This is a genomic window from Clostridium sp. CTA-7 (assembly GCF_054768095.1).
In genome coordinates, this window is sequence record NZ_BAAAAV010000001.1 from 277,688 (window position 1) to 293,491 (window position 15,804).

The window sequence follows — 15,804 nt, forward strand, 5'->3', positions numbered from 1 at the left end:
AATGAGAGGGTGAAAATACTGAATAATTTTATGAAAAAGATAAGTAAATGTAATGATTTAAGGAATAGAATTTTCTTAACATATTTTATTGCTGTAACTATATCAATTATAATTATGATATTTACTATGGAATTATGGAATGCAGATTTTAGAATACCATTCACATATGAGGGAGATGGATTGTCTGTCGCTACTTTTTTCAAAGGATTAATAGATAATAATTCAATGATAGTTAATAAGTTTATAGGATATCCTTCTTATTTAAGTTCGTTAGAGACACCGATGAGTGATTGGTTACATATTTTAATTGCAAGATGTATAACATTATTTACTAATGATTATGGATTAGCGTTAAATATATTCTATCTTTTGACATTTCCACTAACTACAATAACATCACTTACTGTTTTACTAAAATTAAAGATTAGTTCATTTCCAAGTATAATAGGTAGTTTATTATATACATTTATTCCATATCACTTTATGAGAGGAGAGAATCATATTTTTCTTAGCGCTTATTATATTGTTCCTTTAGCTATAATGTTAATAATTATGATTGCTACAGAAGAAGATGTGTTTTTTTCTCTTAAAGGAGATAGATATAAATTTGAGTTTTGGAATTTGAGAACATGTGCTATAGCTATACTAAGCTTATTAATCGCATCTTCTGGTGTTTACTATGCATATTTTTCATGTTTCTTTTTGGTTTTAGCTGGTATAATAGCTAGCTTTAGAGTAAACAATATAAGAAAGTTTTTATCTTCTATCATAATAGTTTTTATGATTGTATTGGGTTGTTTCATTAATTTAGTACCACATATATTATATAATGCTAATGATGGTGAAAAGGTATCTTCTGTGGAAAGATCTTCAACAGAAAGTGAAATATATGGGCTGAAGATTGCACAATTACTTCTTCCTGTAACTGGGCATAGAATAAATTATCTTGAAAATAAAAAAGATTTATATGAGCAACGAGCCCCTTTAGTTAATGAAAATGGGACAGCTGCTTTAGGAATTATAGGGAGCATAGGGTTTTTAATATCTTTGGCTTATATTTATATAGATCGAAATGATAAATTAATTAGAAATATTGGATTGTTAAATTTAGGGGCAGTATTATTAGCAACTATAGGGGGATTTAGTACGATAGTTGCTTTCTTATTGACTGATATGATTAGAAGCTATAATAGAATAAGTGTTTTTATATCATTTTTTTCAATTATTGTTGTAGTTCATTTATTAGATAAAATATATAAAAAGTTTGAAAATAATAGGAAGATTATGTTTATCCTAGGTATATTAGTGATTTCGATTGGTATATATGATCAAACATCACCTAGGTTCATACCTAAATATAATGAGATTTCATTAGAATATAATGAAGATGCAAAATTTATAAATACAATAGAAAAAAATACTGAACTTGGCAGCAAAATATTACAGTTACCATATATTCCGTTTCCGGAAGAACCTTCTTTATTTAAGATGGAGTATTATGATATGCTAAAACCATATCTGCATTCAAAGCAATTATATTGGAGCTATGGTAGTATAAAAGGGAAGCAAAATGATTTATGGTTAAAAGAGGTTTCTCAAAAGAGTCCAGAAGAGCTTGTAGAAGATATATCCAATAAAGGATTTAACGGAATTTTTATAGATAAGTTTGGGTATGAAAATGAGGAGGAACTTAAAAATATAATTAATAGAATATCAAATATTGGAGGAAATTCTCCAATATATAGTAATAATAATAGATATGTATTTATAAAGCTTAATATATGATTACTTATAAATATAGGATCGTAATATAAAAATGTGGAAATAATTATAATGTCATCTTAAAAGAGACATTATAATTATTTTTTTATTAATATAAATAATACAAAATTCGACAATATATATATATATATATTTATTTAAATACAAAGTGATTATTAAAAGAAAATAAAAAATTTTGATCAATATAGTAAAGTTTAATTGTAATTTTAAAATAATACAATTAAATTTATAAAAAAGAAAAAATGGTAATTGCTTGCATGTGTTTGTTTTAATACACATATATGATATAATTATTTGTGCTAAAATATAGCGATGTTAAAGAATAATTATGCAGAAGTTCATATATTCTAATAGGGGGAAGGCTTTATGAGCAATATAAATTTAGATGTTAATGTTGATATAAGAAAAAAAGAAAATAAAACGATATATAACTTCATAAAAAGAATAATTGATATTATTGGTTCATTATGTGGATTAATATTGTTAAGTCCTATTTTAATAATTATTGGAATATTAATAAAGTTGGAGTCTAAAGGACCTATTGTTTTTACTCAAAAAAGAGTGGGTAAAAATGGTAAAGAGTTCAATATGTACAAGCTTAGGTCAATGGTAGTAAATGCTGAAGAAATTAAAGAAAAATTAATTGAACAAAACGAAATGTCTGGACCGATGTTTAAGATAAAGGATGACCCGAGAATAACAAAAATTGGAAAGCTTATCAGGAAGACAAGTGTTGATGAATTACCTCAATTAGTTAATATACTAAAGGGGGAGATGAGTTTAGTTGGTCCAAGACCAAGTCTACCTAGTGAGGTTAATGATTTTGAACCTTGGATGCTAAAGAGACTTGATGTTAAGCCAGGGCTTACTTGTTTTTGGCAAGTAATGGGAAGAAATAATATTGACTTTGAGGATTGGATGAAGCTAGATGCTAAATATGTAGATGAGAGAAGTTTATGGCTAGATATAAAGCTTATATTTAAAACATTTTTTGTCTTATTTGGAGATAGTAATGCAGCATAATTAATAAGTAAGTAATTATAAGTTTTTGGAGGATAAATTATGAATATATGTGCACTGATAATGGCTGGGGGAAAAGGGACAAGATTTTGGCCATTATCTACAGAGGAAAAACCTAAACAATTCCTTAACTTAATTGGAACTAAAACTATGATACAGATGACTGTTGATAGAATATTACCTATAATACCGATTGAAAAAATATTTGTTTGTACTGGTGAAAAATATGTAAAATTAATTAAAGAGCAATTGCCGGATTTACCAGAAAAAAATATAATTATAGAGCCAGAGGGGAGAAATACAGCCCCTTGTATAGCATTATCAGCATTAGTTATAAAAAGATATTATGGTGATGCAACAATGATTGTTTTACCATCAGACCATCTAATTAGGAATGAGGATAAGTTTAGAAATATTATAATTAATGGAAGTAGTTTTTTAGAAGATATTAATAATGGAATATTAACTTTAGGCATGAAACCTGATAGAGCAGAAACAGGGTATGGGTATATTAAATGTGGAGATGATGTTAGATTAGGAATAAATAAAGTTATTAAATTTGTTGAAAAACCTAACTTGGATTTAGCAAAGCAATACTTAAATGAAGGTAAATACTTATGGAATGGTGGAATGTTCTTATGGAAAACCAAGCATATAATAAATGAGATAAAGAAGCATATACCATCTACATATGAAGTGCTACATAATGTTGAGAAAATTGAAGAAGATAAAATACAGAAATTTATTAATAGTAATTACAAAAAAACTGATTCTATTTCAATTGATTATGCAGTATTGGAAAAAAGTGAAAAAATATATGTGATTCCAAGTGAAATTGGTTGGGATGATATAGGGACATGGAAATCTATTGAGAGATATAGAGATAAGGATAATGAAAATAATATAGGAAATGATAACACTCATATAATTGAATCAACTTCTAATATGGTGGTTAATAATACTAAAAAGGTTATTATGATTGGTGTAGATAATACTATGGCAATTGAAACAGAAGATGCAATATATATTGTGAATAAAGAGTATATGGATAATCTAAGAGATTATCAAGAACAAATATAATAGTTTAAGAAGAGGTTAAGTATGAAAGTTGCATTAATACATGATTGGCTACCGTTTATGGGAGGAGCAGAGAGAGTTTTAACAAATTTTTTAGAACTTTATCCAAATGCACCAATTTACACAACAGTAGCAAACCGAGAAAGGTTAGATTCACCATTAAAAGAAGCAGATATTAGAGTTTCAGCTTTACAAAAAGGCAAAAAAAATATAGAAAATCATAGAAGGCTATTTCCCTTTATGCCTACAGCTATAGAAAATTTTAATTTAAATGAATATGATATTGTTTTAAGCAGTAGTTCTAGTGTAGCTAAAGGAGTAATAACTAATCCAAATACAATGCATATTTCTTATTGTCACTCTCCTATGAGGTACGGATGGGAATTTTCTTATGATTACGCTGGGAAGATGGCTGGTGGAAGTAATCTGAAAAATAAAGCGCTAGGATATTTTTTATCATGTATGAGACTATGGGATAATGTATCTTCCGATAGAGTGGATTACTTTATAGCAAATTCAGAGAACGTAGCTAAAAGAATTTGGAAGCATTATAGAAGAGAATCAGTAGTTATACATCCACCTGTAAGGTGTAGCCTATTTCAGCCAAGTGATATAAATGAAGAGTATTTTTTAATTTTATCAAGACTACAAGAGTATAAAAGAATAGATGTAGCAGTAGAAGCTTTTAACAAAAATGGTCTGCCATTAGTAATAATAGGTGATGGTCCAGATAGAGAAAAACTTGAAAAAATTGCTAATTCAAATATTAAATTTTTAGGAAGGCAACCAGATGATGTAATTAAGGAATACTATGCTAAGTGTAGAGCTTTTATTTTTCCAGGAGAAGAAGATTTTGGAATAACTCCATTGGAGGCACAGGCTAGCGGAAGACCTGTGATTGCATATGCAAAAGGCGGGGCGTTAGAAACTGTTATTAATGAGATTACTGGCGTGTTTTTCAAAGAACAAAATGAAGCTTCATTAAATGAGGCTATAGAGAAATTTAATAAAATAAGTTTTGATAAAGTTAAAATTAGGAAACATGCTGAGGAATTTGATGAATCAATTTTTAAAGAGAAAATAAAAAAATATATAAATGAGTGCTATAATGAATTTAATAGTGAAAAGCATTGGAAGGTTATTAGAGGTGAATAATGATAGTATTTAATGCATTGCAAACAACATTAAGTGGTGGTATTGGTAGGTATTGCTATGAATTAAGTAAAGCGCTATACAAAATAGAAAATGATATTAAAATAGTAGTAAGAAAAGAGGATTTACCTCTTTTCTCTTTTATAAACAGTGAGGATTTAATAGTTGTAGAAAATATTACAAGTGGTATTAAAAGAAATATATATGAGCAGTTTAAATTACCATTTTTAATAAATAAGCTTTACCCTAATGCAATTTTACACTATCCAGATTCAATGGCACCTATTTTTTCTAAAAATCCAGTAATTATAACTATTCACGATATTGCTTTTAAGAGTTTAAAGAATGTATTCACATGGAAAACGAAGTTATGGAAAAATTTTATAACAAATATTTCCGTAAAAAAAGCTAATAAAATAATATCTATTTCAAAATTCACTAAATCAGAGATAAGAAAAGCTTATGGTGAAAAGGTAGAAAATAAAACATATGTTGTTCTAAATGGTTTTAATGATTTTTCAGAAGAGAAAATTAATATAAAAAATGTGAGAAAAGATATAAAAGAGATATCAAAAGAAAAATATATTTTGACAGTTAGTACGATATCACCACGTAAAAATATAGATGGACTTATAAAAGCATATAATATGGGGTCATTTAAAGATGAGTATAAGTTGATTATATCTGGTGGAAAAGGATGGTTATATGAAGAGGTATTTAGTGTAGTCGAAAAACTAAAATTAAAAGATAAAGTGATTTTTACAGATAGAATAAATGATGATGAATTAAAGTTTCTATATAAAAACTGTGACATTTTCACTTATGTTTCTTTTTATGAGGGATTTGGGTTACCACCTTTAGAAGCTATGAGTTATGGAGTCCCATGTGTTGTATCGAATACATCATCTATACCAGAGGTTGTTGGTGATGCAGCTATAAAGGTAGATCCGTATAATATTAAGGAAATTTATGAAGCTTTAGCAAGTATTTGTAACAATGAAGAAGAAAGAAATAAATACTCAAACTTAGGTAAGATTAATACATTTAAATTCTCATGGAATAAATGCGCTATAAAAAGTAGGAAAATATATAGTAAATAATTTTAGTATTTTTTTTGTTTATATATAGAAATAGATTTTACATTAGAATGATAAATTGTTAGTAGAAAGGAAAATATACAGTGGAGATTTTCGGTGTATAAGGTGGACGAATTGGAAATTACATTAATAGGATTTGTAGTTATAATATTATCAACATATGCATTTTTTAAGAACGAAGATTACTTATTATATTTAGCTGTATTTTTTTCGACTTTTATAGCAGCATCAGTTTTGAATATTGAGAGTAGTGTTACTGGAGTAACACCATTTTATTTTATTGCTTCTCTTTGGATGTTTAAAGTGGTTATTAGATATATCAAAAGCAATAAAAATATAAAAGATATTTTTTATGAATTTAAATCTAATAAACTAATAGTATCACTAATAATTTTTTTAATAGTTCTTTTATTAGGAGAGATTTTATTACTTTTTAATAGAAATATAGAATTCACAGATTTAAATTTAGGTAAACTTGTATTAATAAATTTTTCCTCTTCTAACATAACGCAACCGATATACGTATTATTTATGGTAGTATTTGCAATTATGTTATCTTTAGAGGTAAAAGAAAAAAGTAAGATTATACTATTGATAAAAATATTTTCAGTAAGCACTATTTTTGCTTTAGTTTGGGGCATTATTCAATTCTGCTTATTTTACCTTAATTTAGAATATCCAAGCTATTTATTTAATAACAATATTGCGTATTTACAGCTCTATCACCAGATGATCTATGGAATTAAAAGAGTGAATTCTATTGCATTGGAGCCATCTATGTTTGGATTAAATATAATAGCATTTATTCCATTTATATTAGTGGCATGGGTAGCAAATATAAAAATATTAAAAAATAAAAAAATATCTAACATATTGCTACCAATTTTAATAGGGATATCTTTAATTTGCTCAATATTAACTACTTCAACTACGGTGTATGTAGGAGTAGCTTTAATAATATTATCATTAACAATATACATTTTTATATTTTCTATAAGAGGTAAAGATATTTATAAGAATAGAACGAGAATTGTTGTTTTTTATGGTATGTGTATAGTAAGTTTGATAGTTGTATTAATATTATCTTTAAAGGTGTTTGGAATTTACTGGGAAACTATTGTAGATACGCTTAAAGATATAACAGTTAACAAAGGGAATTTACAAACTGGACATGAGAGAACAAATGCTATAAAAATGTCATTGACTATATTAAGTTCATCGCCATTGTTTGGGGCAGGATGGGGATCATTTAGATCATTAGATTTAACTAGCAATTTATTAGCTAATACAGGAATAATAGGACTATGCTCATATATATACATATTATTTGTAGTTATTAAGGAAATATTTAGATATAGAGATATTAATGAAAATTTAGCTATAGCATTTATATTATCTATAACTATTTCATCGATAGCACTTTTAATTTCTATACCGGATTTAAATTATGGATATTATTGGATGATGATTGCATTAGGGTTTAACTATTGTAGAGATTAGATAAGTAAATTTAATACTATTACTGATCTAGATTTATTTAAAAATGGAGGATATATGAAAATAAATGTAATAATACCATTTACAGCGGTTACTGGTGGGATTAAAGTTATGTTTCAATATATAAATGGTTTAATAGAAAAGGGACATGAGGTAAATGTTTATGTTCCAGCAATAAGTTATAAGTTTAATTATAAAGGATTGAAAGGAACAGTTGAAAGAGGGAGAGCTAGCCTGTTTAACTGCTTATCATGGAGAAAAGTAAAGTGGTTTGATTTAAAAGTTAGAGTTAGAGTTGTACCTAGTATTAATAACTTATTTATAGAAGATGCTGATGTAACTATAGCTACTGCATGGCCAACTGCATATTCAGTTAATAACTTAAATAATAAAAAAGGTAAAAAAGTTTACTTCATTCAACATTATGAAACTTGGTCAGGGAAATTGGATAAAGTAGAGGGAAGTTATGATTTATCATTAAATCAAATTGTTATATCTAAATGGTTGAAAGATCTTATGATTAATAAACATAAACAAAGTAAAGTTTATCTTGCATACAATGGTCTTGAAAACTCATTTATTTTTAATGAAGAAAAGAAATTTAATGAGAAAATTAATATATTAATTATGCATCATAATTTAGAGTGGAAAGGCTTTAGTGATGGATTGGAAGCACTTAAAATAGTAAAAAATAAATATAATAATATTAATGTTAAATGTTTTGGTTTAGAGGATTACCAAAATGATATTTTAGAATATCATAAAAGACCTAAAAAGGAAAAATTGAAAGAATTATATAGAGAATCAGATATTTATATATTCCCAAGTAGATTTGAAGGTTGGGGGTTAACCGTAATTGAAGCGATGGCAAATAAATGTGCTGTAGTAGGAACTAAAACAGGAGTTCTTGATGACCTTGGAATTAATGAAGTCAATTCATTAATTAGTGATATTAGAGATATTGAAGGGCTTGCTAATAATATAATAAGATTAATTGAAGATAAAAAATTGTTGGAGAAAATTTCAAATAAGGGATTTGAAGTTGCACAGTCATTAGAGTTAGGAAATACTATTGAAAATTATGAAAAAATATTAAAAGAGATAATAGAAACGGGAGAATAGAATGTCTAAAAAGAAATCTTTAATAAATAGTATGGCATATAATACCTGGTATACTATGATAAATTTATTATTTCCATTAATAACAATGCCATATTTAGCAAGAGTATTAGGTGCTGATGGAGTTGGAAAGGTAAATTTTGCAGCATCAATAGTAAGTTACTTTATTATAATCGCAGCACTAGGTGTACCTTTATATGGAATCAGAGAAATAGCTAATGTAAGAGAAGATAAGAAAAAGTTAGAGAAAACATTTAATGAAATTCTTTTAATAAATACAATATCTTCACTTATAAGCATTATATTATATTTAATTATTATACAATTAGATATATTTTCTGAGAATAGAATTTTATTATATATAAATGGATTAACATTACTCTTTAATATAGTTAATATAGATTGGTTTTATAGAGGATTAGAGGAGTATAGATACATAACTATAAGAAGTACAATTATTAAAATTATATCATTAATATGTATTTTTGCATTTGTAAGAGAGAAAAATGATTTTATAATTTATGGAACAATAAGTGTTTTAGCTTTAAATATTAATCATTTATGGAATATAATTCATAGTAGAAAATTTGTAAAGATCAATTTTAGGAACTTAAATTTAAAAAAGCACTTAAAACCAATATTTGTTTTAGTCTCCGTAGATTTAGCTGTAAGTATATATGTAAATTTAGACACTACAATGTTAGGTGTATTATGCAATTCGGAAGTCGTTGGATATTATACTAATTCAATAAAAATTAATAAAATAATAGTTTCAGTTGTAACTAGCATAACTACAGTGCTATTACCAAGACTTTCATATTATATAAAAAATGATATGAGGGAAGAATTTCAAGGTTTGGTTAGTATTGCATTAAAGACAATCACATTTATCTCTATACCAGCTACTATTGGAGTATTTATTTTATCGAAGCCAATAGTTGATATATTTTTAGGTATTGAGTTTACTCCAGCTATAGCAACTATAAAGATATTATCATTATTAATTACTATTCTTGCTGTAGGAAATTTATTTGGAACACAAATATTAATACCAATAGGAAAAGAAAATTATTTGTTAAAATCTGTTATGTGCGGCGCGATTATTAACTTTATATTAAATTTAATTTTAATTCCTAGATTTAATAATGATGGAGCGGCAATGGCATCAGTTATTGCTGAATTCTTTGTTATGCTTATTCAAATAATATTTGTTAAAAAGTTTTTTGATATAAAGATATTTAATAAAGATCTAATAAAGATAATTTTTTCATCTTTAATTATGGTTATAGGAATAAACAGTGTAGAAAATTTTATTGTATTAAATCAATATATTATTATTATATTAGAGGTTTTAATAGGTGGAAGTCTATATTTAATATCTAATATATTATTAAGAGAAAATACTACTATTATGGTATTAGATAAAGCTATTAAGATAGTGCATGGGAGAGTAAAAAATGTTTAAGGAAAAACCACTGGTATATATTATTTTAGTAAACTACAATGGAGTAGAAGATACTATAGAATGTATTAAAAGTCTAAATAAAATAAAATATGACAATTATAAGATAGTTATTGTAGATAATAATTCTAATAAAAAGGATGTAGAAATACTTTCTAAACAAAGTGGATTTAAGCTATTTACTTTAGAAGAAAACATAGGATTTGCAGGTGGAAATAACGTAGGAATAGAATTTGCTATGAAAAATAAAGCTGATTATGTTTTACTTTTGAATAATGATACCGTAGTAGAAGGAGATTTTTTATGTAAGTTAGTTGAAACAGTTGAGTCAGATAAGAATATAGGTGCTGTTGGGGGGAAAATTTTCTACTTTGATAATAAAGAAGTATTATGGTACGCAGGAGCAAAAATAAATAAATTTAATGGTAAGACAAAACATGAAGGTGTTGATGAAGTAGATAGTGAAAAATATTCTATACAGAAAGAAACTGATTATATTACAGGATGCATGATGTTAGTTTCAAGAGATGTTTTAGAAAAAGTAGGAATGATGGATGATTCATATTTTTTATATTATGAAGAAACAGATTGGAATGTAAGAATTAGACATGCAGGTTATAAATTAATATATAATCCAGAATCAATTATTTATCATAAAATATCTAAAAGTACTAAGTCATTAAACTATATAATGGTATGTTATTATGATAGAAATTCCTATTATTTTATAATGAATAATTTTGGTATTATAAATAGAATATATATGTTTATATATAAAAGACTAAACTTGCTAACTAAATATATATATTACATAATACGCGGAAATAAAGAGAAGAAAAAATTGGTAAGACTAACTTATAAAATGATAAGAAATAAAACAATGGGAAGAATTGATTTTTAGATAAAGGGGTAGGTGAAAAAGTTGAGAATTGGTATTGATGCAAGGCCATTAATTGAAAAGAAAACTGGAATAGGTTATTATTTAAAATATTTGTTGGAGAATATTTTAGATAACGATAAAGAAAATGAATATGTATTATTTTCAGATAGGAAAATATTTTTTGATATAGAAAAGTATGAAAATGTTAGCTTCATTATTGATGAAAAAAGTGTATTAAAGAAAACCTTTTGGTATATGTTTAAATTAAATAAATTATGTAATGAAAATAAAATTGATATTTTTTGGGGAACACAGCATGTATTGCCGTTGGGATTAAAAAATCAAAAGTGTGTTTTAACTGTTCATGATTTAGTAGCGTTTGATTTCAAGAAAACTATGAATATTTATAATAGAATTATAAATAGACTTTTGATACCTAGATCAATTTTAAAGGCAGATAAGATTATAGCTGTATCTAAGTCAACTAAGAATAGATTAGAAGCGCACTTTAATAGGCAATCAAATAATAAAGTTAAAGTAATTTATGAAGATGTTATTGTAAAAAGAAATTATCATTTAATAAAAGATAATTATCTTAGAAGTAATGGGTTAGAGGAAAAGCGGTACATTCTTTTTTTAGGAACTATTGAACCAAGAAAAAACATTATAACTCTTATTAACTCTCTAGAATACATATATAATTCTACAAAAATGAAATTAGTTATATGTGGGAAATATGGCTGGAATTGCGAGAAAGAAAAAGAACTGATTGATAAAAATAAAGACAAAATTATATTTTTAAATTATATTTCAGATGATGAAAAAGATTACTTAATGAATAAATCTTTTGCTTTCATATTTCCATCTTTATATGAAGGATTTGGATTACCGGTATTAGAGGCAATGAGAAATAATACAGTAACTATTGTATCCGATAATACATCATTGAGTGAGATAGTAGATAATAGCTTAATTAAATTTGATACACTAAACGAAAAAGATTTAGCTTCCAAAGTTATTGAATTATATAATGATCCTAATTTATATAAAGAAGCATTAAAATATTGTAATGATAGAGAAAAATATTTTAATTGGAATGATATTTCTAGAGAATATATATTTGAGTTATCTAATTGGGAGGAATAATGAAGATTTGTTTTATAGTTGGTGCATTTCCACCAATGAAATGTGGTATAGGTGATTATACTAATTTATTAGGAAGAGAATTAGTTAAAATGGGATATGAAGTCACTATAATAACTTCAAGGAATGCTAAATATATTAATGAAGATAATTATAAAGTTAAAAATATAATTGATAAATGGGATAACTATGCAAAAGATATAATTATTAGAACTGTTAGAGAAAGCAATGCTGATATTGTTAATATTCAATATCCAAGTGATGAATACAAAAAGGGACTTTTTATGAATATTTTACCTATGATTTTAAAAAAACAATGTAATGTCAAAGTTGTAGAAACAGTCCATGAATATTTAAACTATACATATAAAGGTAAGATAAGAAATTTAATTAATTACTTATATGCAGATAATTTAATTGTAGTAGAAAAATTATATATAGATAAGATAAGAAGTTTTTTACCTATAATTTCTAAAGGAATTAAAATATCATATATTCCTATAAGTTCAAACATACCGAAAAGTACTTTGTCTAAAGAAGAGTTAATTAAGTTTAAAAATACCTTAGTTAGTAATAATGAAAAATTAATATCATACTTTGGATTTATAAATGATCTAAAGGGCGTTGAAACGCTATTAAATTCATTTAAATTATTTAATGAGAGAATTAACTCTAAATTACTTATTATTTCTGAATTAAATCTTAATAATGATTATCATAAAAAAATATTTAATCAAATTGAAAGATTAGGTTTAAGACAAAAGGTTATAGTCACAGGATTCAATGATAATGTTGATAAAATAGCAAATTATTTAGTTAGTAGTGATGTATGTGTACTACCTTTTAGAGATGGTGTATCAGAGAGGAATGGAAGTTTTTTAGCTGCTTTAAATCAAGGTATTCCTATAATAACGACATCTAAAGAGGATAAAATAAGTTCAAATGGAGTTTATTATGTAAAGCCCAATGATGACTTGAGCATTGTTAAGTATTTAAATAAATTATCAGATAACAAAGAACAATATGAGAGATCTAGTTTATCTTGGGAAAGCATAGCAAGAGAGTATATAAATGTATATAGTAGATTATTGAAATAACAGGAGGTTACTATGAGAGGAATTGTATTAGCGGGAGGGTCAGGAACCAGATTATATCCAGTAACAAAAGCAATGTCAAAGCAAATGGTGCCAATATACGATAAGCCAATGATTTATTACCCAATGTCAGTGCTTATGCTAGCTGGAATTAGAGAAATTTTAATTATATCTACACCAAGAGATATAGTTAACTTTAAGGAATTATTTAAAGATGGATCTGAACTAGGTTTAAGAATAGAATATGCTATTCAAGAAGAGCCAAATGGTTTAGCAGAAGCATTTATAATAGGAGCAGATTTCATTGGTGATGATAATGTTGCTATGATATTAGGAGATAATATCTTTTATGGACAAAGCTTTTCAAATCATTTAAAAGAAGCAGCAGCTTTAGAAAAAGGAGCTATGATATTTGGATATTATGTACAAGATCCAAGATCTTTTGGAGTAGTTGAGTTTGATGAAAATAATAGAGTTGTATCATTAGAAGAAAAACCGGAAAAGCCAAAATCAAAATATGCTGTTCCAGGGCTTTATTTCTATGATAATTCTGTAGTTAAAAAAGCAAAAGAGCTTACTCCATCAGCAAGAGGGGAACTTGAAATAACTGATTTAAATAGAGTTTATATGGAAGAAGAAACATTAAAGGTTAACTTACTTGGAAGAGGGTTAGCTTGGCTTGACACAGGAACACATTCATCTATGCTTCAAGCATCTAACTTTGTTGAAGCAGTTCAAAATACTCAAGGAACATATATAGCATGTTTAGAGGAAATATCCTATAGAAAAGGATGGATAAGTGCAGATGAGGTAATTGAACTTGCTAAGCCTTTAATGAAAACTGGATATGGTAAGTATTTAGTTGATGTCGTTGAAGAATTAGAAGCAAAGAAGAGATAGATTAGGAGAAGATTTATATGGGAAATTTTAATTTTATAGAAACTAAAATAAAAGATTTATACATAGTAGAACCTAAGGTTTTTGGAGATAACAGAGGTTATTTTATGGAGTCTTATAATAGAAAATCTTTTGTAGAAGCTGGCCTAGATATGGAGTTTGTTCAAGATAATGAATCAAAATCTAAAAAAGGTGTACTTAGAGGAATGCATTTTCAAACAAAGCATACTCAAGGAAAACTTGTAAGAGCAACAGAAGGTGAAGTTTATGATGTTGCTGTAGACTTAAGAAAAGGATCACCTACTTTTGGAATGTGGGACGGGGTTTTACTTACTGCTGAAAATAAAAAGCAATTTTATGTTCCAGAAGGCTTTGCTCATGGATTCCTAGTAGTTTCTGACACTGCAACATTTAATTATAAATGTACAGATTTTTATGCTCCAGAATATGATAGTGGACTTCTTTGGAATGATCCAGATGTAGGAATAGAATGGCCATTAGATGGAATTGAAGAAATACTTTTATCAGAAAAAGATAAAAAGCAAAAGACTTTAAAAGAATTAGATTTACCTTTTGAATATAAGTAAGAATCAAATATATGATTTTTCTATTGAAATTACTCCCATAATTTAGGAGTAGTTTTATTAAAAAGGAGAGATATTATGAAAATATTAATAACAGGCTCTAAGGGACAATTAGGAAATGAACTTCAAGATATAATAAAGACTGGTAAAGCTGAAATTGGTAAAGTTAGTGAAGAAGTAAAAAACTCTGAAGTATTTGCTTTAGATGTAGAAGAATTAGATATTACTAATTTAGGACAAGTTAAAAAGGTTCTAAATGAAATAAAGCCTGATGTAGTTATAAATTGTGCAGCAGCTACTAATGTTGATGGTTGTGAGAGTAATAAAGACTTAGCTTTTAAAATAAATGCTATAGGACCAAGAAATTTAGCGATAGTTTGCGAAGTGATAGGTGCAAAGTTAGTTCAAGTTTCTACTGATTATGTATTTAGTGGAGTAGGGGAAACACCTTTAACTGAATATGATTTAACAGCACCGTATAGTGTTTATGGAAAAACAAAACTTAAAGGTGAAGAATATGTTAGAGAATTTTCATCAAAGTATTATATAGTAAGAACAGCATGGCTTTATGGATATGTTGGAAAAAACTTTGTTTATACAATGATGAATTTAGGAGAACAAAAGGAATCATTAAATGTTGTTAATGATCAAAAAGGAAATCCAACTAATGCAAATGATTTGGCATATCATATTCTTAAGCTAATTGAAACAGAAGAGTATGGAATTTATCATTGTACAGGAAAGGGCGAATGTACTTGGTATGATTTTGCTAAATTAATTATGGAGCTAAGTGGAAGAAAATGCATTATAAATTCATGTACATCAGAAGAATTTAAAACTCCAGCAAAGAGACCAGAATATTCATCATTAGATAATATGATGCTTAGATGTACAATTGGTGATGAAATGAGAGATTGGAAGGAAGCTTTAAAGAGTTTTATAGCTAACACTTCAAATAAATAGTTGTTTAACTAAAAATAACTTTATGTAAGGGGAGAAT

14 protein-coding genes are annotated in these 15,804 nt (G+C 26.5%); all 14 read left to right on the forward strand.

Annotated elements, in window-relative coordinates; translation table 11 throughout:
* The first annotated feature begins 30 nt into the window (after positions 1-30).
* The 14 genes from ACYUEX_RS01140 (at position 31) to rfbD (ending at position 15,767) form a co-directional block, all read left to right on the forward strand.
* On the forward strand, positions 31-1,785 hold the full coding sequence (locus ACYUEX_RS01140; protein ID WP_460286190.1) for a hypothetical protein: 1,755 nt from the start codon (positions 31-33) through the stop codon (positions 1,783-1,785).
* 363 nt (positions 1,786-2,148) lie between these two features.
* The gene (locus ACYUEX_RS01145; RefSeq protein ID WP_460286191.1) at positions 2,149-2,805 is read left to right on the forward strand and encodes a sugar transferase; all 657 of its coding nucleotides are present in this window, start codon (positions 2,149-2,151) and stop codon (positions 2,803-2,805) included.
* Between the two features lie 39 nt (positions 2,806-2,844).
* Entirely contained in the window at positions 2,845-3,882 is a 1,038-nt protein-coding gene (locus ACYUEX_RS01150; protein WP_460286192.1) for a mannose-1-phosphate guanylyltransferase, read from the forward strand.
* A gap of 21 nt (positions 3,883-3,903) precedes the next feature.
* Entirely contained in the window at positions 3,904-5,034 is a 1,131-nt protein-coding gene (locus ACYUEX_RS01155) for a glycosyltransferase (protein ID WP_460286193.1), read from the forward strand.
* Positions 5,034-6,131: a glycosyltransferase family 4 protein gene (locus ACYUEX_RS01160; protein ID WP_460286194.1), complete on the forward strand. Its 1,098-nt coding sequence runs from the start codon at positions 5,034-5,036 to the stop codon at positions 6,129-6,131. Before ACYUEX_RS01155 ends, ACYUEX_RS01160 begins: the two co-directional genes overlap by 1 nt.
* Before the next feature lie 111 nt (positions 6,132-6,242).
* Entirely contained in the window at positions 6,243-7,628 is a 1,386-nt protein-coding gene (locus ACYUEX_RS01165) for an O-antigen ligase family protein (protein WP_460286195.1), read from the forward strand.
* 54 nt (positions 7,629-7,682) lie between these two features.
* Positions 7,683-8,747: a glycosyltransferase family 4 protein gene (locus tag ACYUEX_RS01170; protein WP_460286196.1), complete on the forward strand. Its 1,065-nt coding sequence runs from the start codon at positions 7,683-7,685 to the stop codon at positions 8,745-8,747.
* Between the two features lies 1 nt (position 8,748).
* The gene (locus ACYUEX_RS01175; protein ID WP_460286197.1) at positions 8,749-10,209 is read left to right on the forward strand and encodes a flippase; all 1,461 of its coding nucleotides are present in this window, start codon (positions 8,749-8,751) and stop codon (positions 10,207-10,209) included.
* Entirely contained in the window at positions 10,202-11,107 is a 906-nt protein-coding gene (locus tag ACYUEX_RS01180) for a glycosyltransferase family 2 protein (RefSeq protein ID WP_460286198.1), read from the forward strand. Before ACYUEX_RS01175 ends, ACYUEX_RS01180 begins: the two co-directional genes overlap by 8 nt.
* Positions 11,108-11,119: 12 nt before the next feature.
* Positions 11,120-12,232 carry a glycosyltransferase family 4 protein gene (locus ACYUEX_RS01185; protein WP_460286199.1) on the forward strand — a complete coding sequence of 371 codons (1,113 nt, stop codon included), beginning with the start codon at positions 11,120-11,122 and terminating at the stop codon, positions 12,230-12,232.
* Positions 12,232-13,326, forward strand: a complete 1,095-nt coding sequence (locus ACYUEX_RS01190) for a glycosyltransferase (RefSeq protein WP_460286200.1) — start codon at positions 12,232-12,234, stop codon at positions 13,324-13,326. Before ACYUEX_RS01185 ends, ACYUEX_RS01190 begins: the two co-directional genes overlap by 1 nt.
* 12 nt (positions 13,327-13,338) lie before the next feature.
* On the forward strand, positions 13,339-14,223 hold the full coding sequence (gene rfbA / locus ACYUEX_RS01195; RefSeq protein WP_460286201.1) for a glucose-1-phosphate thymidylyltransferase RfbA: 885 nt from the start codon (positions 13,339-13,341) through the stop codon (positions 14,221-14,223).
* 17 nt (positions 14,224-14,240) lie between these two features.
* Positions 14,241-14,807, forward strand: coding sequence for a dTDP-4-dehydrorhamnose 3,5-epimerase (rfbC, locus tag ACYUEX_RS01200; RefSeq protein WP_460286202.1), 567 nt, complete (start codon positions 14,241-14,243; stop codon positions 14,805-14,807).
* Positions 14,808-14,882: 75 nt separating this feature from the next.
* Positions 14,883-15,767: a dTDP-4-dehydrorhamnose reductase gene (rfbD, locus tag ACYUEX_RS01205; protein WP_460286203.1), complete on the forward strand. Its 885-nt coding sequence runs from the start codon at positions 14,883-14,885 to the stop codon at positions 15,765-15,767.
* Positions 15,768-15,804: the final 37 nt, after the last annotated feature.

Excerpts from the sequence above, each read along its gene's own strand:
- rfbC (WP_460286202.1), top strand. The coding sequence starts at position 14,241 with ATGGGAAATTTTAATTTTATAGAAACTAAAATAAAAGATTTATACATA.
- rfbD (WP_460286203.1), top strand. The coding sequence starts at position 14,883 with ATGAAAATATTAATAACAGGCTCTAAGGGACAATTAGGAAATGAACTT.
- ACYUEX_RS01190 (WP_460286200.1), top strand. The coding sequence starts at position 12,232 with ATGAAGATTTGTTTTATAGTTGGTGCATTTCCACCAATGAAATGTGGT.
- ACYUEX_RS01155 (WP_460286193.1), top strand. The coding sequence starts at position 3,904 with ATGAAAGTTGCATTAATACATGATTGGCTACCGTTTATGGGAGGAGCA.
- ACYUEX_RS01180 (WP_460286198.1), top strand. The coding sequence starts at position 10,202 with ATGTTTAAGGAAAAACCACTGGTATATATTATTTTAGTAAACTACAAT.
- rfbA (WP_460286201.1), top strand. The coding sequence starts at position 13,339 with ATGAGAGGAATTGTATTAGCGGGAGGGTCAGGAACCAGATTATATCCA.
- ACYUEX_RS01160 (WP_460286194.1), top strand. The coding sequence starts at position 5,034 with ATGATAGTATTTAATGCATTGCAAACAACATTAAGTGGTGGTATTGGT.
- ACYUEX_RS01150 (WP_460286192.1), top strand. The coding sequence starts at position 2,845 with ATGAATATATGTGCACTGATAATGGCTGGGGGAAAAGGGACAAGATTT.
- ACYUEX_RS01170 (WP_460286196.1), top strand. The coding sequence starts at position 7,683 with ATGAAAATAAATGTAATAATACCATTTACAGCGGTTACTGGTGGGATT.
- ACYUEX_RS01175 (WP_460286197.1), top strand. The coding sequence starts at position 8,749 with ATGTCTAAAAAGAAATCTTTAATAAATAGTATGGCATATAATACCTGG.
- ACYUEX_RS01140 (WP_460286190.1), top strand. The coding sequence starts at position 31 with ATGAAAAAGATAAGTAAATGTAATGATTTAAGGAATAGAATTTTCTTA.
- ACYUEX_RS01145 (WP_460286191.1), top strand. The coding sequence starts at position 2,149 with ATGAGCAATATAAATTTAGATGTTAATGTTGATATAAGAAAAAAAGAA.